Below are 18,000 nucleotides of genomic sequence, written 5' to 3' on the forward strand. Positions count from 1 at the left end.
CAACAAGGGGGTTTATCATGATCACTCGTCGTACCGTTTTGGCCGGCGCTGCCTCGCTGGCGTTCGCCGGCTCGGCTTCGGCCTCGGACTGGAAGACGAAATATCCGGAGATCACCTTCGCCGTGATCCCGGCCGAGAACGGTTCCGGCGTCACCGAGCGCTTCGGGCCGCTTATCAGCTACTTGTCGAAGGAGCTCGGCATCAAGGTGAACCTGCGCGTCGCCAACGACTACGCGGCCGTGATCGAGGGCCAGCGCGCCGGCAACATTCAGATCGGCTATTACGGTCCGGCATCGTTCTCGCGCGCCCTTCTCACCGGCGTCAAGACCGACGCCTTCGTGATCGACGTCAATGCCGACGGCTCCAAGGGCTACTATTCGGTGTTCTACGTGCTCGCCAAGAGCCCGTACCAGAAGGTCGAAGACCTCAAGGGCAAGAATCTCGGCCTGGTCGATCCCAACTCGACCTCCGGCAACAACATGCCGCGCTTCAAGCTGAACCAGATGGGCATCGATCCGGACAGCTTCTTCTCCAAGGTGATCTTCACCGGCAGCCACGAGAACGCCGTGCTGGCGCTCGCGCAGGGCACCGTCGACGTTGCCGCCAACTGGTGGAACGCCGACGACGACTCCAACCTCACTCGCATGCTCAACAAGAACATGGTGAAGTCGAGCGACGGCACGCCGTTGAAGAAGGAGGACTTCCGCATCATCTCGAAGTCCGACCTCATCATCAACTCGCCCTATGCCTATCTCCGCGACCTGCCCGACGACATGAAGGCCGCGATCAAGCAGGCGTTCCTGGATGCGGCGACGAAGGATCCGGAGGCCTTCAAGAAGCTGTCCGACGGCAAGAACCGTCCGTGGCAGCCGATCACCAACGCCGACTACGACAAGACCATCGAGCTGATCAAGTTCGTGGACAATCTGCGCAAGAAGGCGTCCTGATCGCGCACGCATTGAATTGGGCCGGGTTCCATGACCCGGCCCTTTCTCCGTCTAACTTCTCGAGCAGATGGGCCCCGCGTCGATGGCGACCGCCGTATCCATCCTTCCAGCCCAGCAACTGGCGGCGCTGAATGACGCCTATCGCAAGGCGGTCGCGCGCAAGCGGCTGAAGGCGACGCTGGCGATCGCCGTCTTTTGCGCGGCGCTTCTGATCGCAGCGCTCGGCGCGGAAGTGAATCTGCGCACGCTGTTCGCCTATTTCGGCAACTTCGTCAGCTATTTCGATCGCATCCTCACCCTCGATTCAGGTGGACGGGTCTGGACCAATCCGGCCGAGTGGTTCTGGGGCTGGAAGAAATGGTTGCGGTTGCTCGGCGAGACGCTCCTGATCAGCTATGTCGGCACGCTGATCGGCGCCGTGCTCGCCTTCGCGCTGAATTTCTTCGCCGCCCAGAACACCTCGCCGTCGCCATGGCTCCGCTTCACGGTGTGCCGCCTGCTGGAGTTCGCCCGCACGGTGCCCGGCATCGTGTTCGCGCTGATCTTCGTGATTGCCTTCGGCCTCGGACCGATGGCCGGCGTGCTGGCGATCGCGATTCACTCCACCGGCGCGCTCGGCAAATTGTTCGCCGAGATCGTCGAGAACGCGGACATGAAGCCGGTCGAAGGCATTCGCTCCACCGGCGCGAGCTGGCTGTCCTGCATGCGCTTCGCCGTGCTGCCCCAGGTCGCGGCGGGTTATGCCAGCTATGCGCTGCTGCGGTTCGAGATCAACGTCCGCGAGGCCTCGGTCATGGGCTTCGTCGGCGCCGGCGGCATCGGTCAGGAGCTCGTGGTCGCGATCCGCAAGTTCTATTATTCCGACGTCAGCGCCATCCTCGTGATGATCATCGTCACGGTCTTCATCATCGACATCTCGACCGGTTGGCTGCGCGGCCGGCTGTTCGGCAAGGAGACGCGCCGGTGAGCCAGCTGCCGAAGCCGGATACGGGCGAACTGCGGGCGAAATATCCCGATGTCTTCAACCGGCCCGCCTCGGCGCGGCTGGCGACGCCGGCGATGATCGTAGCTGCGCTCGCGATCTTCGTGTTCGGCCTGGTCGATCTCGATTTCTCGCCGACGAAACTGATTACCGGGATCGGTCAGCTCGGCTGGATCACCATGATGATGATCCCGCCGAATCCCGGCTCGTCGCTGCCGCTCTACATGCAGGCGCTCGGCGAGACGCTGTCGATTGCGCTGCTTGGCACCACGCTTGCGGCGTTGATGGCGCTGCCGGTCAGCCTGCTGGCGGCACGCAACATCATCCCGTCGAACCTGATCCGCTTTCCGGTGCGTCGCTTCCTGGATTCGATCCGCGGCGTCGATACGCTGATCTGGGCGCTGGTCTGGATCAACGTCGTTGGTCTCGGCCCGTTTGCCGGCGTGCTGGCGATCGCGGTGTCGGATTTCGGTGCGTTCGGAAAGCTGTTCTCCGAGGCGATCGAGGCGGCCGACCGCAAGCAGGTCGAGGGCATCAGGGCCTCCGGCGGCAATGCGCTGCATGAAATCCGCTTCGGCCTGTTGCCGCAGGTGCTGCCGGTCATCGCGGGGCAGGTGCTCTATTTCATCGAGTCCAACACTCGTTCGGCTACGATCATCGGCATCGTCGGCGCCGGCGGCATCGGCCTGCAGCTCGCCGAGCAGATCCGCGTGCTGGAGTGGCAGAAGGTGTCGTTCCTGATCCTGATGATCCTGATCGCGGTCGCCGCGATCGACTTCATCTCGAGCAGGTTGCGCTTCGCCATCATCGGGCAAAGGGCGGTGGCCTAGCAAGTCACCTCGCCCCGCTCTTGCGGGGAGAGGTCGGATTGCGAAGCAATCCGGGTGAGGGGAGCTCCCCGCACTCATATCTGTCCAGTTCGCGGCAGCAGCCCCTCACCCCGACCCTCCAAGAGCGAGCTTCGCTCGTCTCGACCCCGTAAGAACGGGGAGAGGGAGGGATACTCAACTGTTCTCCACCAGAAACTCCACGCGCTCGGCGGCGAAGCGAGAGCGCTTGGTGACCAGCGGTTTGTCAGCAGTGTCGACGTCGGTGGCATCGACGACGAGCACCGCGTGGCCCAGCGCGAGATTGAGCCGCACGGCATCGGTGGCATCGACGATCGCTCCGGTGATCCGGGTCAAGGAGCGCCGGTAGTCCCTGACGCCGTAATGCGCCAGCAGTTTCGTCATGGAGCGGACGTTGGCGAACACGTTGCCGGCATCGGGAAAGCGTTCGGCCGACAGCCAGGTGGTGGAGACGCAGATCGGCGTGCGGTCGGCGAGGCGGACCGACTCGATCCGGATCAGCGGGGCGCCGAGTTTCAGGCCCAGCTCGCGGGCGATCTCGCGGGTGGCGACGTCGCCGCGGGCCTCGATCAGCTGGCCGCGCGGCTCGTGTCCGCCGGCGCCGACGATCTCGGAAAATCGGGTGCGTGAGCGCAGGGGATAGGCGAGGCGCTGCGCTTCGACATAGGTGCCGCTGCCGCGCTCGGCGCGCACCAGGCCGCGTTCCGCCAGCGCCGCGAGCGCGCGCCGCACGGTGTGGCGGTTGACGCGATAGGTCTCCGCGATCTCCATCTCGCCGGGCAGCTTTTCGCCGGCGACGAAGCGGCCGTCAGCGATGCCGCGCTCGATGCCGTCGGCGACCTGCCGCCACAAGGCGACGCCGGAACTTTCCTGCATGCTCATGACGCCGTGATATCAGAAATCTTCAGTTTGTCACGAAACAGTCATGGCGCTTCGCTATCAAGTTGTCTATTAACGTAGACAACTTGAGTCAGGCAAGGTTGCTCATGAGTTCGGCCGGTCGGAACAGCAAAGAGGCGCAGCGCAAGGCCGCAATGGCGGTGCTGGCGCATTCCGGCGCCGCCGAGATCGCGGAGCGAATGCGGCAGATCGCGGTGCCGGCGCATGAAAATCTCCGCGAGCCCGAGAATGGCCTCGTGATGCTGCGCGGCCGGGTCGGCGGCGACGGCGCGCCGTTCAATCTCGGCGAGGCGACGGTGTCGCGCGCCGCAGTGCGGCTTGCGACCGGCGAGGTGGGCTTCGGCTACACGCTCGGCCGCGATGCACAAAAGGCGCAGATGATCGCGCTGTGTGACGCTATGGTGCAATCGGCGGAGTTGTCCGGCGAGGTGGAGGCGAAGGTGATCGCGCCGCTGCGTGCGGCGGTCGACGCTGAACGCAGCCGCAAGGCCGCCGAGACCGCGGCGACGCGGGTCGATTTCTACACCATGGTGCGCGGCGAAGGATGATACGATGACGACGGTTGCCGAATTGCCCGCAGATTTTTCCGACAAGGTGTTGTCGGCGCAGTCGACGTTCCGCTCGGTAATGGACGCAATGGCGCGCCCGGGCAGCGTCCAGCGCGTCGCGGCGCAGGCGGGGACGCCCGCCGGCATGATGCGCGGCACGGCTGCGATTGCGCTGACGCTGTTCGATCACGACACGCCGATTTGGCTCGATGGCGCGATGTCGGCGACGCCGGATGTCGCGAGATGGCTGAAGTTTCACACCAGCGCGCCGGTGATTGCGGATTCTACGGTCGCCAGTTTCGCGCTGATCGGCGATGCGGCGAGCCTGCCGGCGCTCGATCGCTTCGCGTTCGGCAGCAGCGAATATCCGGATCGCTCGACCGCGCTGATCCTGCAGGTGGACAGCCTGACGCAGGGGCCGGCCTTTGAGCTGAAGGGGCCGGGCATCGACGGCACGGCGCTGCTGCAGGCGATGATCCAGCCGCGCGACCTGTTCGGACGGCTCGCGATCAACGAAACTCTGTTCCCGCGCGGCATCGACGTCGTGCTGGTCCATGACGATGCCATTGTCGCGATCCCCCGCACCACGCGGTTGGTCGCAAGCGGAGTGTAAGCGATGTATGTAGCCGTCAAGGGAGGTGAACGCGCCATCGAGAACGCCCACCGCCTGCTCGCGCATGAACGGCGTGGCGACCGCGATGTGCCGGAGGTATCGCTGGCGCAGATCGCCGAACAGCTCTCGCTCGGCGTCGATCGCGTCATGACCGAAGGCTCGCTCTACGATCGTGAGCTCGCGGCGCTGGCGATCAAGCAGGCGCGCGGCGACATGATCGAGGCGATCTTCCTGGTCCGCGCGTTCCGTGCCACGCTGCCGCGCTTCGGCGCGACCGAGCCGGTGAATACCGACGAGATGCAGGTGCGGCGTCGCATCTCCTCGACCTTCAAGGACATTCCGGGCGGCCAGATCCTGGGGCCGACCTTCGACTACACCCATCGCCTGCTCGATCCGCAGCTTGCCGAGGGTTTCGTGCCGGAGCAGCCGCTGACGGCGGAGGCGTCGCAGGCCGCGACGCCGCGCGTGACCGACATTCTCGGCCGTGACGGCCTGATCGAAGGCTCGCCGCAGGCGGATGCCGATGCACCGGTCGGCGACCTCACGCGCGAGCCGCTGAACTTTCCGGCCGACCGCGACCTGCGGCTGCAGAACCTGGCGCGTGGCGACGAAGGTTTCCTGCTTGCGCTCGGCTATTCGACGCAGCGCGGCTATGGCCGCAACCACCCCTTCGCCGGGGAGATCCGCTTCGGCGATGTCGAGGTCGAGTTCTTCGCCGAGGATGCCGGCTTCGCGGTGCCGCTCGGTTCGATCGAACTGACCGAGTGCCAGATGGTCAACCAGTTCAAGGGCTCGGCGACCGAAGCGCCGTGCTTTACCCGCGGCTATGGCCTGGCCTTCGGGCAGAGCGAGCGCAAGACCATGTCGATGGCGCTGGTCGATCGCGCTCTTCGCGCGCGCGAGCTCGACGAGGAGGCGACCTCGCCGGCGCAGGACGAGGAGTTCGTGATGTCGCACTCCGACAATGTGCAGGCGACCGGCTTCGTCGAGCATCTGAAGCTGCCGCATTACGTCGACTTCCAGTCCGAGCTTGGCCTGTTGCGCAAGCTGCGGCAGGAATTCGCCGAGGCGAACGAGGCTCCCGAAATGCAGGAGGCCGCGGAATGAACGCGCCGACTTACAACTTCGCCTATCTCGACGAGCAGACCAAACGGATGATCCGCCGTGCGATCCTGAAGGCGATCGCGATTCCCGGCTATCAGGTGCCGTTCGCGAGCCGCGAGATGCCGATGCCCTATGGCTGGGGCACCGGCGGCGTGCAGGTCACCGCGGCGATCCTCGGCCCGAACGACGTGCTGAAGGTGATCGACCAGGGCTCGGACGACACCACCAATGCGATCTCGATTCGCAAGTTCTTCGGCAAGACCGCGGGTGTGGCGACCACGACCTCGACCACGGATGCGACCGTGATCCAGACCCGGCATCGCATTCCGGAGGCGCCGCTGCATGCGGGCCAGGTGCTGGTCTACCAGGTGCCGATCCCGGAGCCCTTGCGCTTCCTCGAGCCGCGCGAGACCGAGACGCGGCGCATGCACGCGCTCGCCGAATACGGGCTGATGCATGTGAAGCTCTACGAGGACATCGCGCGGTTCGGCCACATCGCGACCGCCTACGCCTATCCGGTGAAGGTGAACGCGCGCTACGTGATGGATCCGTCGCCGACGCCGAAATTCGACAATCCGAAGATGGACAATTGCCCGGCGCTGCAATTGTTCGGCGCTGGCCGCGAGAAGCGCATCTACGCGATCCCGCCGCACACCACGGTGGTCTCGCTCGATTTCGAGGATCACCCGTTCACGCGCTACCGTTTCGATGCGCCGTGTGCGCTGTGCGGCGCCGACGATTCCTATCTCGACGAGATCGTGACCGACGACAAGGGCGGGCGGATGTTCGTCTGCTCCGACACCGATTTCTGCGAGCAGCGCCAGGAGGCCGGACATCACGGCGCGCTGAGCGCAGCGCCGCACAAGGAGAAGGCGCATGTCTGAGCTGTCCCGCCTCGACAACGACCAGCCGCTGCTGGTCGCCGAAGGGCTTGCCAAGAACTATGGCCAGCTCGCGGCCTGTCGCGACGTCTCCTTCTCGCTCTATGCCGGCGAGGTGCTGGCGATCGTCGGCGAATCCGGCTCGGGCAAGTCGACCCTGCTGCAGCTTCTGTCGGCGCAACTCGCGCCGAGCGCGGGACGGGTGTCCTACCGGATGCGCGACGGCGTGCTGCGCGATCTTGCCGGCCTCGGCGAAGCCGAGCGGCGCTTTCTGTTCCGCACCGATTGGGGTTACGTGCACCAGGATCCAGCGCAGGGATTGCGCATGGCGGTCTCGGCCGGCGCCAATGTCGGCGAGCGGCTGATGGCGGTCGGCTGGAATCATTACGGCCGGATCCGCGACACCGCGTCAAACTGGCTTGAGCGGGTCGAGATCGATGTCGGCCGTATCGACGATGCACCCAAGACCTATTCGGGCGGCATGCGGCAGCGGCTGCAGATCGCGCGCAATCTCGTCACCGAGCCGCGGCTGGTGTTCATGGACGAGCCGACCGGGGGCCTCGACGTCTCGGTGCAGGCACGCCTGCTCGACCTGATGCGCAACCTCGTCAGCGAGCTCGGCCTCGCCGCCATCGTCGTCACCCACGATCTCGCCGTCGCGCGGTTGCTGTCGCACCGTGTGATGGTGATGAAGGGCGGCCGCGTCATCGAAACCGGATTGACCGACCAGGTGCTCGACGATCCGCGCGAGCCCTATACGCAAGTGCTCGTTTCCTCGATTCTGCCGCCATGAGCCCGCCAATGACCGCGATGATCGAACTTGCCAATGCCGAAAAGACCTTCACCATGCATCTGCAGGGCGGTGTCGAACTGCCTGTGGTGCGCGGCGTGTCGTTCCACGTCGAGCCGGGCGAATGCGTGGTGCTGTCGGGCCCCTCGGGCGCCGGCAAATCCTCGATCCTGAAGATGATCTTCGGCAACTACCGCTGCGACAGCGGCCGGATCGGCATCCGCCACCATGGCACGGTGATCGACCTCGCCACGGCCGAGCCGCGCCAGGTGCTGAGCATCCGCCGCTCGACCATCGGCTATGTCAGCCAGTTCCTGCGCGCCGTGCCGCGGGTGGCGACGATCGACGTCGTCGCCGAACCTCTGATCGCCAACGGCGTCGCGCGCGAGGAAGCTCGCGAGCGTGCCGGCCGCCTGCTGCGCCGGCTCAACATTCCGGAGCGGCTGTGGCCGCTGCCGCCCTCGACCTTCTCCGGCGGCGAGCAGCAGCGCGTCAACATCGCGCGTGGCTTCATCTCGGATTTGCCGATACTGCTGCTGGACGAGCCGACCGCCTCGCTCGATGCCGCGAATCGTGCCGTGGTGGTCGAGCTGATCGGCGAAAAGAAGACAAAGGGCGTCGCGATGGTCGCGATCGTTCATGACGATGAGATCCGCCATTTGATTGCCGACCGCATCGTCGACGTGACCTCGTTTGCCGCTGCCGCCTGAAGGACCGTTTGAAATGACTGCCAAGCAAGACACCATCATCGGCAACGCCCGGGTCGTCCTCGCCGATCGCGTGATCGAGCAGGGCTGGGTCGCCATCGCCGACGGCAAGATCGCCTGTTACGGCGAGGGCCGGGCGCCCGAGGCAACTGAGGACGCCGGCGGCGACCTGATCATGCCCGGGATGATCGAGCTGCACACCGATCATCTCGAGATGCACTACGTGCCGCGGCCCAAGGTGTACTGGGATCCGGTGGCGGCCGTGATCTCCTATGACGGGCAGCTCGCGACCTCCGGCATCACCACGGTGCTGGATTCGCTCCGCGTCTGGCGTGAGGAGGGCGCGGAGGGTGTCGATGGCCGCGCCGGTCTGCTGGCCGAGGCGATCGCGGCGGCGCGCGAGGAGAACCTGCTGCGCGCCGACCATTTCCTGCATCTGCGCTGCGAAATCCCGATGCCCGATGTGGTCGCGGAAGCCAAGGAGCTGATCGATCGCCCGGATGTGCGGCTGATGTCGCTGATGGACCACACGCCGGGCCAGCGCCAGTTCCGCGACGAGGTGAAGCTGCGCGACTACTACCGCGGCAAGGGCGGCGGCATGACCGACGCCCAGCTCGACGTGCTCTTCGCAAAGCGCTTCGCCTATCAGAAGGAATATGCCGCGACCAATATGCGCGCGATCGTGGCGCTGGCGCATGAGTACAAGATCCCGCTGGCGAGCCACGACGACACCACGGACGAGAACGTCGCCGACGCCGTCAACGACAAGGTGTCGGTCGCGGAGTTTCCGACCACGATGGAAGCCGCGCGTGGGCTGCACGCCGCCGGCATCGACATCCTGATGGGAGCGCCGAACGTCGTGCGCGGCGGTTCGCATTCCGGCAACATCGCGGCCGTCGATCTGGCCCGCGAGGGCATGCTCGACATTCTGTCGTCGGACTATATCCCGTCGAGCCTGTTGATGGCGGCGCTGCAATTGCCGCAGCGCGTGCCGACGATCGATCTCGCATCCGCCGTCCGCACCGTGACGAAAACACCGGCAGAGGCGGTCGGCCTCGCCGATCGTGGCGAGATCGCGGTCGGCAAGCGTGCCGATTTGATCCGCGTGCACATCGCGCGCGACCTGCCGGTCGTGCGCAGCGTCTGGCGCGAAGGGGGGCGGGTCGCATGAGTAATGCTCCCGCCTTCACCGAGCCGCGTGCCGGCGCGATCGGCCCGGGACGGCTGGTGCTGGTGGTCGGTCCGAGCGGTGCCGGCAAGGACACGCTGCTGGGATTGGCGAAGACGGCCTGCGCCGACGACCGCAACATCGTGTTTCCGCGCCGCCTGATCACCCGCGAGGCGTCGGCTTCGGAAGACAACGAGGAGGTCAGCGCGGAGGCCTTCCAGCGCGCGGTGGCGGGCGGCGACTATGCCATGCACTGGGAAGCCCATGGGCACCGCTATGCGCTGTCGCGGGCGATTGACGATGAGATCCGTGCCGGCCGCACCGTGATCGCTAACGTCTCGCGCACGGTGATATCGGCCGCGCGCCGCAACTATGCCAATGTCGTGGTCGTTTTGATCACCGCGCCGCCGGATGTCCTCGCTGCGCGGCTCGCGATGCGGGCACGCGCCAGCGACGGACGGCTGGAGCAACGGCTGGCGCGCACGATCGACGAGACCACCGCGTCGCCGGACTTCACCATCGTCAATTCGGGTACCGCCGAATATCACGCGCGGCAGCTTGTCCGCGTCATCAAGGACGAGCGCTGGGACGGCTAGGCAACTTCCAAACGAGAAAGGGCACTGATGTCGGTGATTGAAACGATCGAGCAGCTCGAGGCGATCTACGGCTTTCCAAACGACGCCTCGACCGTGAAGGTCGCGGACCGGGTCACGCCGCTCTACCGCGCGCTCATCGAAAAATCGCCGTTCGTGTCGCTTGCAACCGCCGGACCCGAGGGACTCGATTGCTCGCCGCGCGGCGATCTGCCGGGATTCGTTCGCGTCCACGACGAGAAGACGCTGATGATGCCGGATCGCCGCGGCAACAACCGCTGCGATTCGCTGCGCAACATTGTTCGCGATCCCCGCGTCGGGCTGTTGTTCCTGATCCCGGGCTCGGGCAGCACGCTGCGCGTCAACGGCCGCGCCTATGTCACAGCCGAGCCTGAGCTGCTTGCCTCGTTCAAGATGGAGGGGAAGGCGCCGCGCACGGTCATCGTGATGACCGTCGAGGAGATGTATTTCCAGTGTGCCCGCGCGATCGTGCGTTCCGACCTCTGGAATCCCGAGAAGCGGGTTGATCCCAAGACGTTGCCGACGCCCGGCCAGATCCTCGCCGAGATGAGCAAGAACACAGTCGGTGGCGAAAAATACGATCGGGAATGGCCCGAGCGCGCGCGGCAGACGATGTGGTGAAAGCGTTTTCGAGCGAAGTGGACGCCGGTTCGCGTGAAGAAAACGCGTCAAAATAAGAATCCAGAGCTTCGGTTCTGATTCAATCAGCACCGACAACGCTCTAGCATTACAGTTGTAATTTTTGCTTGAGATGCGCTTTGCGCGCGTTGGCTTGATGAGCCCTGCGCCAGGATGACCATGCGAGGATGTGGGCATGCGGGATGCGCCGCTGGGCGAGCTTCATGGCGATGCGGCGGATTTCCGGGATCGACCAGCGGATCAAGAACGATGCTTCGGTCGGGGCCGCGGTCGCGTTTTTTTAAGCAATGCTCCGGTGTTGGCCCGATGACGGATGACGGCCATCGTGGCGAAGGCAAGCATGACCAGTGAGACATGGCGATGCCAGCCATGCCAGGAGCGGGTTTCGTTGTGATCAAGACCGAGCTCGTTCTTGGCGGTTTCGAAGCTGTCTTCGATGGCCCAGCGATGGCCTTCCACGGATACCAGCTTCTGCATGGACGTGCCCTTGGGGCACCATGTGGAGAAGAAGGCTAAGCTGTTGTCGGCAATATTGCGGCGGATCAGAAGACCTCGGGTCCATTCCCCGGCAAGGTCGTCGTTGTATTCGCCGGCGTCGAGATCGGCCAGCTCAAGATAGGCCCAGTCGTGCCAGCGCGGACCTTTGGTTCCTTCGCCGGACGGCAGGCGGCGCCAGGCCTTCTTGGGAAGGCTCTGCGCGATCGTAGAGGCAGTGCCGGCGACAGGCTGCTGCTTGCCCCAGGAATAGAACACGTGATTGGAAGCAACCCCCAGAACATAGCCTTTGCCCGCCTTGCGCAGCAGGGTTTCGATCGCTCCCGTGCCATACACGCTGTCCGCTGCTACGAACGAGAACGGCACCTTTGCGGCGATCGCGCGAGCGATCATTTGATGCGCGATCCGGGGCTTCGTCGCAAAGCTCACATCGCTCGGGACATGTGCGGCCTTCAGGCGAGCGGGTTCGTCCGTCCATTCCTTTGGCAGGTAGAGCGCCCGATCGATGAAGGCATGGCCATGCCGCGACACATAGGAGGCAAACACTCCGATCTGGCAATTGGTGATCTTGCCCGCCGAGCCAGTGTACTGGCGCGCGACCCCACACGAGGCCTTGCCCTGTTTCAAAAAGCCGGTCTCATCGATGACCAGAACCGCGTCCTCGTCACCCAGCGTTTCCAGCGCGTACTCACGTACAATATCGCGCAGCGCGTCGGCATCCCACTGCCCCCGACCCAGAATCGCCTGCTGGCGCCACGGGCCTGGATCGCCAGCCGCTTCCGCCCGCATCCAACCCGTCTTGCGCGGCTCGTTGCCCAACAGTCCGTCGAGAAATTGCCCCGCCGAGGCCGCGACCCGCTCTTGCGTAAACAGCGGACGGATGCGTTGCTTGGCATCTCGCAACGACGAAGCCCACAGCGTCAGCGTATCCTCAACCGACGCGCCACCAATCATCAGATCCCGAATCATGGTCGCCCATAGATTCAGAACCTTCAGGAAGATGCAACTGTAGTGCTAGCATTACAGTTGTAATTTTTGCTTGAGATGCGCTTTGCGCGCGTTGGCTTGATGAGCCCTGCGCCAGGATGACCATGCGAGGATGTGGGCATGCGGGATGCGCCGCTGGGCGAGCTTCATGGCGATGCGGCGGATTTCCTGGATCGACCAGCGGATCAAGAACGATGCTTCGGTCGGGGCCGCGGTCGCGTTTTTTTAAGCAATGCTCCGGTGTTGGCCCGATGACGGATGACGGCCATCGTGGCGAAGGCAAGCATGACCAGTGAGACATGGCGATGCCAGCCATGCCAGGAGCGGGTTTCGTTGTGATCAAGACCGAGCTCGTTCTTGGCGGTTTCGAAGCTGTCTTCGATGGCCCAGCGATGGCCTTCCACGGATACCAGCTTCTGCATGGACGTGCCCTTGGGGCACCATGTGGAGAAGAAGGCTAAGCTGTTGTCGGCAATATTGCGGCGGATCAGAAGACCTCGGGTCCATTCCCCGGCAAGGTCGTCGTTGTATTCGCCGGCGTCGAGATCGGCCAGCTCAAGATAGGCCCAGTCGTGCCAGCGCGGACCTTTGGTTCCTTCGCCGGACGGCAGGCGGCGCCAGGCCTTCTTGGGAAGGCTCTGCGCGATCGTAGAGGCAGTGCCGGCGACAGGCTGCTGCTTGCCCCAGGAATAGAACACGTGATTGGAAGCAACCCCCAGAACATAGCCTTTGCCCGCCTTGCGCAGCAGGGTTTCGATCGCTCCCGTGCCATACACGCTGTCCGCTGCTACGAACGAGAACGGCACCTTTGCGGCGATCGCGCGAGCGATCATTTGATGCGCGATCCGGGGCTTCGTCGCAAAGCTCACATCGCTCGGGACATGTGCGGCCTTCAGGCGAGCGGGTTCGTCCGTCCATTCCTTTGGCAGGTAGAGCGCCCGATCGATGAAGGCATGGCCATGCCGCGACACATAGGAGGCAAACACTCCGATCTGGCAATTGGTGATCTTGCCCGCCGAGCCAGTGTACTGGCGCGCGACCCCACACGAGGCCTTGCCCTGTTTCAAAAAGCCGGTCTCATCGATGACCAGAACCGCGTCCTCGTCACCCAGCGTTTCCAGCGCGTACTCACGTACAATATCGCGCAGCGCGTCGGCATCCCACTGCCCCCGACCCAGAATCGCCTGCTGGCGCCACGGGCCTGGATCGCCAGCCGCTTCCGCCCGCATCCAACCCGTCTTGCGCGGCTCGTTGCCCAACAGTCCGTCGAGAAATTGCCCCGCCGAGGCCGCGACCCGCTCTTGCGTAAACAGCGGACGGATGCGTTGCTTGGCATCTCGCAACGACGAAGCCCACAGCGTCAGCGTATCCTCAACCGACGCGCCACCAATCATCAGATCCCGAATCATGGTCGCCCATAGATTCAGAACCTTCAGGAAGATGCAACTGTAATGCTAGGCGGTGTGGACACTTATCGCATCCATAGGACGATGGCGGCGAGAGTGACGACGGCGCGGTAATTTCGGGCGGTTTTTTCGAAGCGGGTAGCGACGCGACGGAACTGCTTGAGTTTGGAGAAGCAGCATTCCACGAGATGGCGCTGGGCATAGAGATGCTTGTCGAGCGGATATTTGAGCGCGCGTGACGGGTTGTTGGGGATCACGGCGAGCGCCTTTTTGGCGGCGATGTCTTGGCGCAAATGGTCGGCGTCATAGGCTGTGTCGGCGATGACGACCTCGGCGGGCAGTCCCTCGATCAATGCGGCGGCTTGCGGTGCATCGCCCTTCTGGCCTGCGGTGAGCGTGAACCGGACAGGACATCCAAGACCGCGAACGGCCATATGGATCTTCGTGCTCAGGCCGCCGCGCGAGCGGCCAAGCGCCTGATCTTCAGGCCCCCTTTTTTCGCCCCAGCGGCGTGCTGATGCGCCCGGACGATGGTGGAATCGACGATTAGATATTCGAAGTCTGGGTCGTCGGACATCGCCTCGAAGATCCGCCACCAAACACCCTTGGTGCTCCATCGGCTGAAGCGCCGGAACACGCTGTTCCAGTCCCCGAACACCTCCGGAAGATCACGCCAGGGAGAGCCGGTCCGCACGATCCAAAGCACACCTTCCACGAACATCCGGTTGTCTCGCCCGGTCGAGCCCTTCTGGTCGGGCCGGCCGATGATCAGCGGCGCCATGCGCTCCCAGGCCGCGTCGCTCAACACCAAACGATCCATCACACCCAAGACTGCCTCCCCAAAAGCAGCCTTGAATCTGATTTGCTCTCAAAAGGGAATCCTTAGAGTCCACACTGCCTAGCACTACAGTTGCATTTTTGATTTGAGATGCGCCTTTCGAGCTGCGGCTTGATGGGCGCGTCGGAATGTGGACCATGCCAGGACGCGAACGATTGGGATCCGGCGCTGTGCAAGCTTTAAGATGAGGCGTCGGATTTCCTGGACCGACCAGCGGATGAGTCTTGCCGGTGCGTCGATTTCGTTTTTTTCGGCATCATCGCGTTCACCTGAGATCGGACGGTGGTCATGACGGCGTAAGCCAGCATGACCAGGGAGACATGCCGGTGCCAGCCGTGCCAAGAGCGACTTTCATTGTGGTCGAGACCGAGCTCGCCCTTTGTCGTCTCAAAATCTTCTTTGACACGCCATCGCGTTCCTTCAACACGAACGAGGCTCTCGATCGAGGTGCCCTCGGGACACCATGTGGTGAAGTAGGAGAGTTCACCGTCGGCAAGGCCGCGTCGGATCAGCAGCCCGCGGGTCCAGATGCCTGGCAGCTGCATGTCGTATTCGGCAGCGTCGAGATCGGCCAGCGGGCAATAGGCCCAATCGTAGAGACGTTCGCCCTTGGTTCCATGACCTGCCGACAGGCGCTTCCACTTTTGGGCGGGGAGCGCCTCGGCAATCTCCTTTGCTTCACCAGCCACGAGGTAATCCGGGTGCCATGAGCTGAACCAGTGGTTGGCGTGGACGCCCAGCACGTAGCCTTTGCCGGCACGCCGCAGAGCCGCTTCGAGGTCGCCGACGCCATACACACTGTCGGCAGCCACCCAAGCGAAGGGGACGTCGGCCGCGATCGCCCTCTTGACCATGCTGACGGCCAACTGCGGCTTGGTGGCAAATGCCACCGTCTCCGGCACATGGGTCGCTTTCAATCGGGTGGGATCGGATGTCCAGGCTTTCGGCAGATAGAGCGCACGATCAATGAAGGCGTGACCCTTGACGGATACGTAGGAGGCGAACACGCCGATCTGGCAGTTGGTGATCTTGCCGGCAGAACCCGTGTATTGCCGCCCCACGCCGCACGAGGCCTTGCCCTGCTTGAGAAAGCCGGTCTCGTCGATCACCAGGACTGCGTTGTTGTCGCCCAGATGTTCGATGACATGATCACGAACGATGTCGCGCAAGTCGTCGGCATCCCAGCGCCCACGACCCAGTAAGGCCTGCTGTCGCCACGGTCCGCTGTCGCCAGCTGCCTCGGCCCGCATCCAGCCTGTCTTGCGCGGCTCGTTGCCGAGCAACGCGTCGAGAAACTGGGCCGCCGAAGCGGCTACACGCTCCTGCGTGAACAAAGGTCGGATACGCTGCTTGGCCTCCCGCAATGACGCCGCCCACAGCGACAGCACATCCTCAACCGAAGCACCACCATTCATCTGATCCAGAATCATGGTTGCCCATAGATTCAGAACCGTCAGATAAATGCAACTGTAGTGCTAGGCGGCCGCTTGCTTGCCCTTCGAATGCCTTCAACGACACCGCCGCGACCTGACGCAATGCCTCGCGGTCGGCGCCGGAGGAGGCCATCACGCCCATGCCCGCGGTGACGGCGGAGAGATAGCGCGCAAGCGCGGCGGGATCGGCGGCCTCGCCGAGATCATGCTCGGCCTTCGCGCGCACGAAGCGCTCGCGCAACTGGTCCTCGGTCTGCGCGCGCCGTGCGGCCAGTTCGAACGGGACGTTTTCCGAGCCGGTGCCGCAGGCGAGGCCGCCCTGGACCAGCAGGCAGCCGGGCGGGTTGGCCGGATCGGTCTGGGTGTCGGCGGTCTCCATCAGCATCCGCTCTGCCACGTCGCGGGCGGTGGGCGCGCTGAGAACCTTCTCCATCCAGGCGTTGCGCTTTTCGGTGTATCGATCGAGGGCCGCTTTCAGGAGCCCCTCCTTGCTGCCGAAGGCGGCGTAGAGGCTCGGCGGATTGATGCACATGGCTTCGGTGAGCTGTGCGATGGTCGCCCCCTCATAGCCGTGTCGCCAGAATACCTCCATTGCCCGATCCAATGCCGCGTCGGCGTCGAAAGCGCGGGGACGTCCCATAGCCATCTTGCGTTACTCCCTGAGCCGGGTGCCGTTTCTGTGACGATTTTCCCCACTCTATCCTCTTGTTGAATTTGATCTTTCCCCTGACTTCCAGTTTCCCCAACAGTCTGCTAAGAATTTCCTAGCGTCCGATACATAAGTATCTTGCGGATCAGCGTCCAGCTCCACATCTGTAGCGAACACTACAGTTATCTGGAGCGCGCGAATGCCCTCGTCAACTCAAAATCCCCGTTCCGGCCGTTTCCGACGCACCGTCGGCGGTATCGTGATCCTCGGTGCCGTCGCAGTGGCTGGTTCAATCGCCACCGGCCGCTATTTCTATGCCGCGCAGGCGACCACCGCCGCGACCCCTCCCGAGCAGGCGGTCGCCGTGACGATCGCGGTCGTCGATCCGCGGCGGACCACGCTGTTCGATGATTTCTCGGGCCGGCTCGAGGCCGTCGACCGCGTCCAGGTTCGGCCGCGGGTCGCCGGTGCGATCCTCGCGACCAATTTCACCGAGGGCGCCCTGGTGAAGGCCGGCGACGTTCTCTTCAAGATCGATCCGGCGCCCTATGCCGCGGAGGTCGACAAGGCCCAGGCGCAGCTCGAAGCCGCGAAGGCCCGCGCGGTCTTCACTGCCAGCGAGGTCGAGCGCGGCGCACAGCTGGTCGGCAACAACATCGTGACCAAGCGTGATTTCGATCAGCGCGACAACGCCAACCGCGAGGCGATCGCCAATGTGAAGGCGGCCGAAGCCACGCTGCAGACGGCGAAGCTCAACCTCGACTACACCGAGGTGCGTGCGCCGGTCGATGGCCGGGTCGGCCGGATCGAGGTCACCGTCGGCAATCTCGTCGCCGCCGGCACCGCGTCGCCGGTGCTGACCACGCTGGTCTCGGTCAATCCGATCTACGCCAGCTTCGATGCGGACGAAGAGGTGGTGCTGCGCGCGCTGAATTCGATCGCCGACGCCTCCGGTAAGCGCGGCGATCTCGGCCGGATCCCGGTCGACATGACGACCTCCGGCGGCCTCAGCGCCCAGGGGCGCATCCAGCTCATCGACAACCAGGTCAACGGCCAGAGCGGCACCATCCGCGTCCGCGCCGTGTTCCGCAACGATGACGGCCGGCTGATCCCCGGGCAGTTCGCGCGCGTGCGCATGGGGCAGCCGCAGCAGCAGACGCTGGTCCTGATCGACGAGCGCGCGGTCGGCACCGACCAGGACAAGAAGTTCGTCATGGTCGTCGGCGACGACAACCGCGCGGTCTACCGCTCGATCACGCTCGGCGGCTCGGTCGACGGGCTGCGCGTCGTGACGGCGGGCCTGAAATCGGGCGACCGCATCGTGGTCAACGGCCTGCAACGCGTGCGCCCCGGCGCACTCCTGAAGACCGAAGTCGCCGAGATGGGCGCGCGGGACATGCAGCAGGCATCTGCCGAGAACAACCAGCACACGGCGCAGCGCTAAGCATTTG

The 18,000-nt window shown here is 64.3% G+C and carries 21 protein-coding genes; 13 read left to right on the plus strand and 8 right to left on the minus strand.

Features of this window, described 5'->3' with window-relative positions; genetic code table 11:
* The first annotated feature begins 17 nt into the window (after positions 1-17).
* The 3 genes from phnD to phnE (MTX19_RS11085) all read left to right on the plus strand — a co-directional run bounded on the left by phnD (position 18) and on the right by phnE (MTX19_RS11085) (position 2,759).
* On the plus strand, positions 18-947 hold the full coding sequence (gene phnD, locus MTX19_RS11075) for a phosphonate ABC transporter substrate-binding protein (protein ID WP_280983620.1): 930 nt from the start codon (positions 18-20) through the stop codon (positions 945-947).
* Positions 948-1,029: 82 nt separating this feature from the next.
* On the plus strand, positions 1,030-1,914 hold the full coding sequence (phnE, locus tag MTX19_RS11080; protein WP_280983621.1) for a phosphonate ABC transporter, permease protein PhnE: 885 nt from the start codon (positions 1,030-1,032) through the stop codon (positions 1,912-1,914).
* Positions 1,911-2,759 carry a phosphonate ABC transporter, permease protein PhnE gene (gene phnE, locus MTX19_RS11085; protein WP_280983622.1) on the plus strand — a complete coding sequence of 283 codons (849 nt, stop codon included), beginning with the start codon at positions 1,911-1,913 and terminating at the stop codon, positions 2,757-2,759. Before phnE (MTX19_RS11080) ends, phnE (MTX19_RS11085) begins: the two co-directional genes overlap by 4 nt.
* 174 nt (positions 2,760-2,933) lie before the next feature.
* Here phnE (MTX19_RS11085) and phnF read toward each other — a convergent pair whose 3' ends face one another.
* The gene (gene phnF / locus MTX19_RS11090) at positions 2,934-3,659 is read right to left on the minus strand and encodes a phosphonate metabolism transcriptional regulator PhnF (RefSeq protein WP_280983623.1); all 726 of its coding nucleotides are present in this window, start codon (positions 3,657-3,659) and stop codon (positions 2,934-2,936) included.
* 104 nt (positions 3,660-3,763) lie between these two features.
* On the opposite strand from phnF, the gene phnG reads away from it, so the two are divergent.
* The 9 genes from phnG to MTX19_RS11135 are packed head-to-tail and all read left to right on the plus strand — an operon-like array spanning position 3,764 to position 10,723.
* Positions 3,764-4,225 (plus strand): phosphonate C-P lyase system protein PhnG, encoded by a 462-nt coding sequence (gene phnG / locus MTX19_RS11095; RefSeq protein ID WP_280976507.1) that lies wholly within the window; start codon positions 3,764-3,766, stop codon positions 4,223-4,225.
* A gap of 4 nt (positions 4,226-4,229) precedes the next feature.
* Positions 4,230-4,838, plus strand: coding sequence for a phosphonate C-P lyase system protein PhnH (gene phnH / locus MTX19_RS11100; protein WP_280983624.1), 609 nt, complete (start codon positions 4,230-4,232; stop codon positions 4,836-4,838).
* Between the two features lie 3 nt (positions 4,839-4,841).
* Positions 4,842-5,945 carry a carbon-phosphorus lyase complex subunit PhnI gene (locus MTX19_RS11105; protein ID WP_280983625.1) on the plus strand — a complete coding sequence of 368 codons (1,104 nt, stop codon included), beginning with the start codon at positions 4,842-4,844 and terminating at the stop codon, positions 5,943-5,945.
* Complete coding sequence (locus MTX19_RS11110; RefSeq protein ID WP_280983626.1) at positions 5,942-6,826, plus strand: alpha-D-ribose 1-methylphosphonate 5-phosphate C-P-lyase PhnJ; 885 nt, start codon at positions 5,942-5,944, stop codon at positions 6,824-6,826. Before MTX19_RS11105 ends, MTX19_RS11110 begins: the two co-directional genes overlap by 4 nt.
* Positions 6,819-7,616 (plus strand): phosphonate C-P lyase system protein PhnK, encoded by a 798-nt coding sequence (gene phnK, locus MTX19_RS11115; protein ID WP_280983627.1) that lies wholly within the window; start codon positions 6,819-6,821, stop codon positions 7,614-7,616. The genes MTX19_RS11110 and phnK overlap by 8 nt, the downstream gene beginning before the upstream one ends.
* Before the next feature lie 8 nt (positions 7,617-7,624).
* The gene (gene phnL / locus MTX19_RS11120; protein WP_280983628.1) at positions 7,625-8,323 is read left to right on the plus strand and encodes a phosphonate C-P lyase system protein PhnL; all 699 of its coding nucleotides are present in this window, start codon (positions 7,625-7,627) and stop codon (positions 8,321-8,323) included.
* Between the two features lie 13 nt (positions 8,324-8,336).
* Positions 8,337-9,491, plus strand: a complete 1,155-nt coding sequence (locus tag MTX19_RS11125; protein WP_280985967.1) for an alpha-D-ribose 1-methylphosphonate 5-triphosphate diphosphatase — start codon at positions 8,337-8,339, stop codon at positions 9,489-9,491.
* Positions 9,488-10,084 (plus strand): phosphonate metabolism protein/1,5-bisphosphokinase (PRPP-forming) PhnN, encoded by a 597-nt coding sequence (gene phnN / locus MTX19_RS11130; protein ID WP_280983630.1) that lies wholly within the window; start codon positions 9,488-9,490, stop codon positions 10,082-10,084. The genes MTX19_RS11125 and phnN overlap by 4 nt, the downstream gene beginning before the upstream one ends.
* 27 nt (positions 10,085-10,111) lie before the next feature.
* Positions 10,112-10,723, plus strand: a complete 612-nt coding sequence (locus MTX19_RS11135; RefSeq protein ID WP_280983631.1) for a pyridoxamine 5'-phosphate oxidase family protein — start codon at positions 10,112-10,114, stop codon at positions 10,721-10,723.
* Positions 10,724-10,829: 106 nt separating this feature from the next.
* On the opposite strand, the gene MTX19_RS11140 is transcribed toward MTX19_RS11135, so the two are convergent.
* The 7 genes from MTX19_RS11140 to MTX19_RS11170 form a co-directional block, all read right to left on the minus strand.
* Complete coding sequence (locus MTX19_RS11140; protein ID WP_280980268.1) at positions 10,830-10,985, minus strand: hypothetical protein; 156 nt, start codon at positions 10,983-10,985, stop codon at positions 10,830-10,832.
* Positions 10,982-12,205, minus strand: coding sequence for an IS701 family transposase (locus tag MTX19_RS11145; RefSeq protein WP_280985451.1), 1,224 nt, complete (start codon positions 12,203-12,205; stop codon positions 10,982-10,984). The genes MTX19_RS11140 and MTX19_RS11145 overlap by 4 nt, the downstream gene beginning before the upstream one ends.
* 51 nt (positions 12,206-12,256) lie before the next feature.
* Positions 12,257-12,412, minus strand: a complete 156-nt coding sequence (locus MTX19_RS11150; RefSeq protein WP_280978692.1) for a hypothetical protein — start codon at positions 12,410-12,412, stop codon at positions 12,257-12,259.
* Positions 12,409-13,632: an IS701 family transposase gene (locus MTX19_RS11155; protein ID WP_280985451.1), complete on the minus strand. Its 1,224-nt coding sequence runs from the start codon at positions 13,630-13,632 to the stop codon at positions 12,409-12,411. Before MTX19_RS11155 ends, MTX19_RS11150 begins: the two co-directional genes overlap by 4 nt.
* A gap of 62 nt (positions 13,633-13,694) precedes the next feature.
* A protein-coding gene (locus MTX19_RS11160; RefSeq protein WP_280985793.1) for an IS5 family transposase occupies positions 13,695-14,458 on the minus strand; the annotation gives its coding sequence in 2 pieces (ribosomal slippage) (positions 13,695-14,114 and positions 14,117-14,458; 762 coding nt in all).
* Positions 14,459-14,646: 188 nt separating this feature from the next.
* Complete coding sequence (locus MTX19_RS11165) at positions 14,647-15,897, minus strand: IS701 family transposase (RefSeq protein ID WP_280985968.1); 1,251 nt, start codon at positions 15,895-15,897, stop codon at positions 14,647-14,649.
* Positions 15,860-16,546, minus strand: coding sequence for a TetR/AcrR family transcriptional regulator (locus MTX19_RS11170; protein ID WP_280983632.1), 687 nt, complete (start codon positions 16,544-16,546; stop codon positions 15,860-15,862). Before MTX19_RS11170 ends, MTX19_RS11165 begins: the two co-directional genes overlap by 38 nt.
* 202 nt (positions 16,547-16,748) lie before the next feature.
* Here MTX19_RS11170 and MTX19_RS11175 point away from each other — a divergent pair, with 202 nt between their 5' ends.
* Positions 16,749-17,993 carry an efflux RND transporter periplasmic adaptor subunit gene (locus MTX19_RS11175; protein ID WP_280983633.1) on the plus strand — a complete coding sequence of 415 codons (1,245 nt, stop codon included), beginning with the start codon at positions 16,749-16,751 and terminating at the stop codon, positions 17,991-17,993.
* The last annotated feature ends 7 nt before the right edge of the window (positions 17,994-18,000 follow it).

Source organism: Bradyrhizobium sp. ISRA464 (assembly GCF_029910095.1).
In the GTDB taxonomy this organism is placed as follows: Bacteria; Pseudomonadota; Alphaproteobacteria; order Rhizobiales; family Xanthobacteraceae; genus Bradyrhizobium.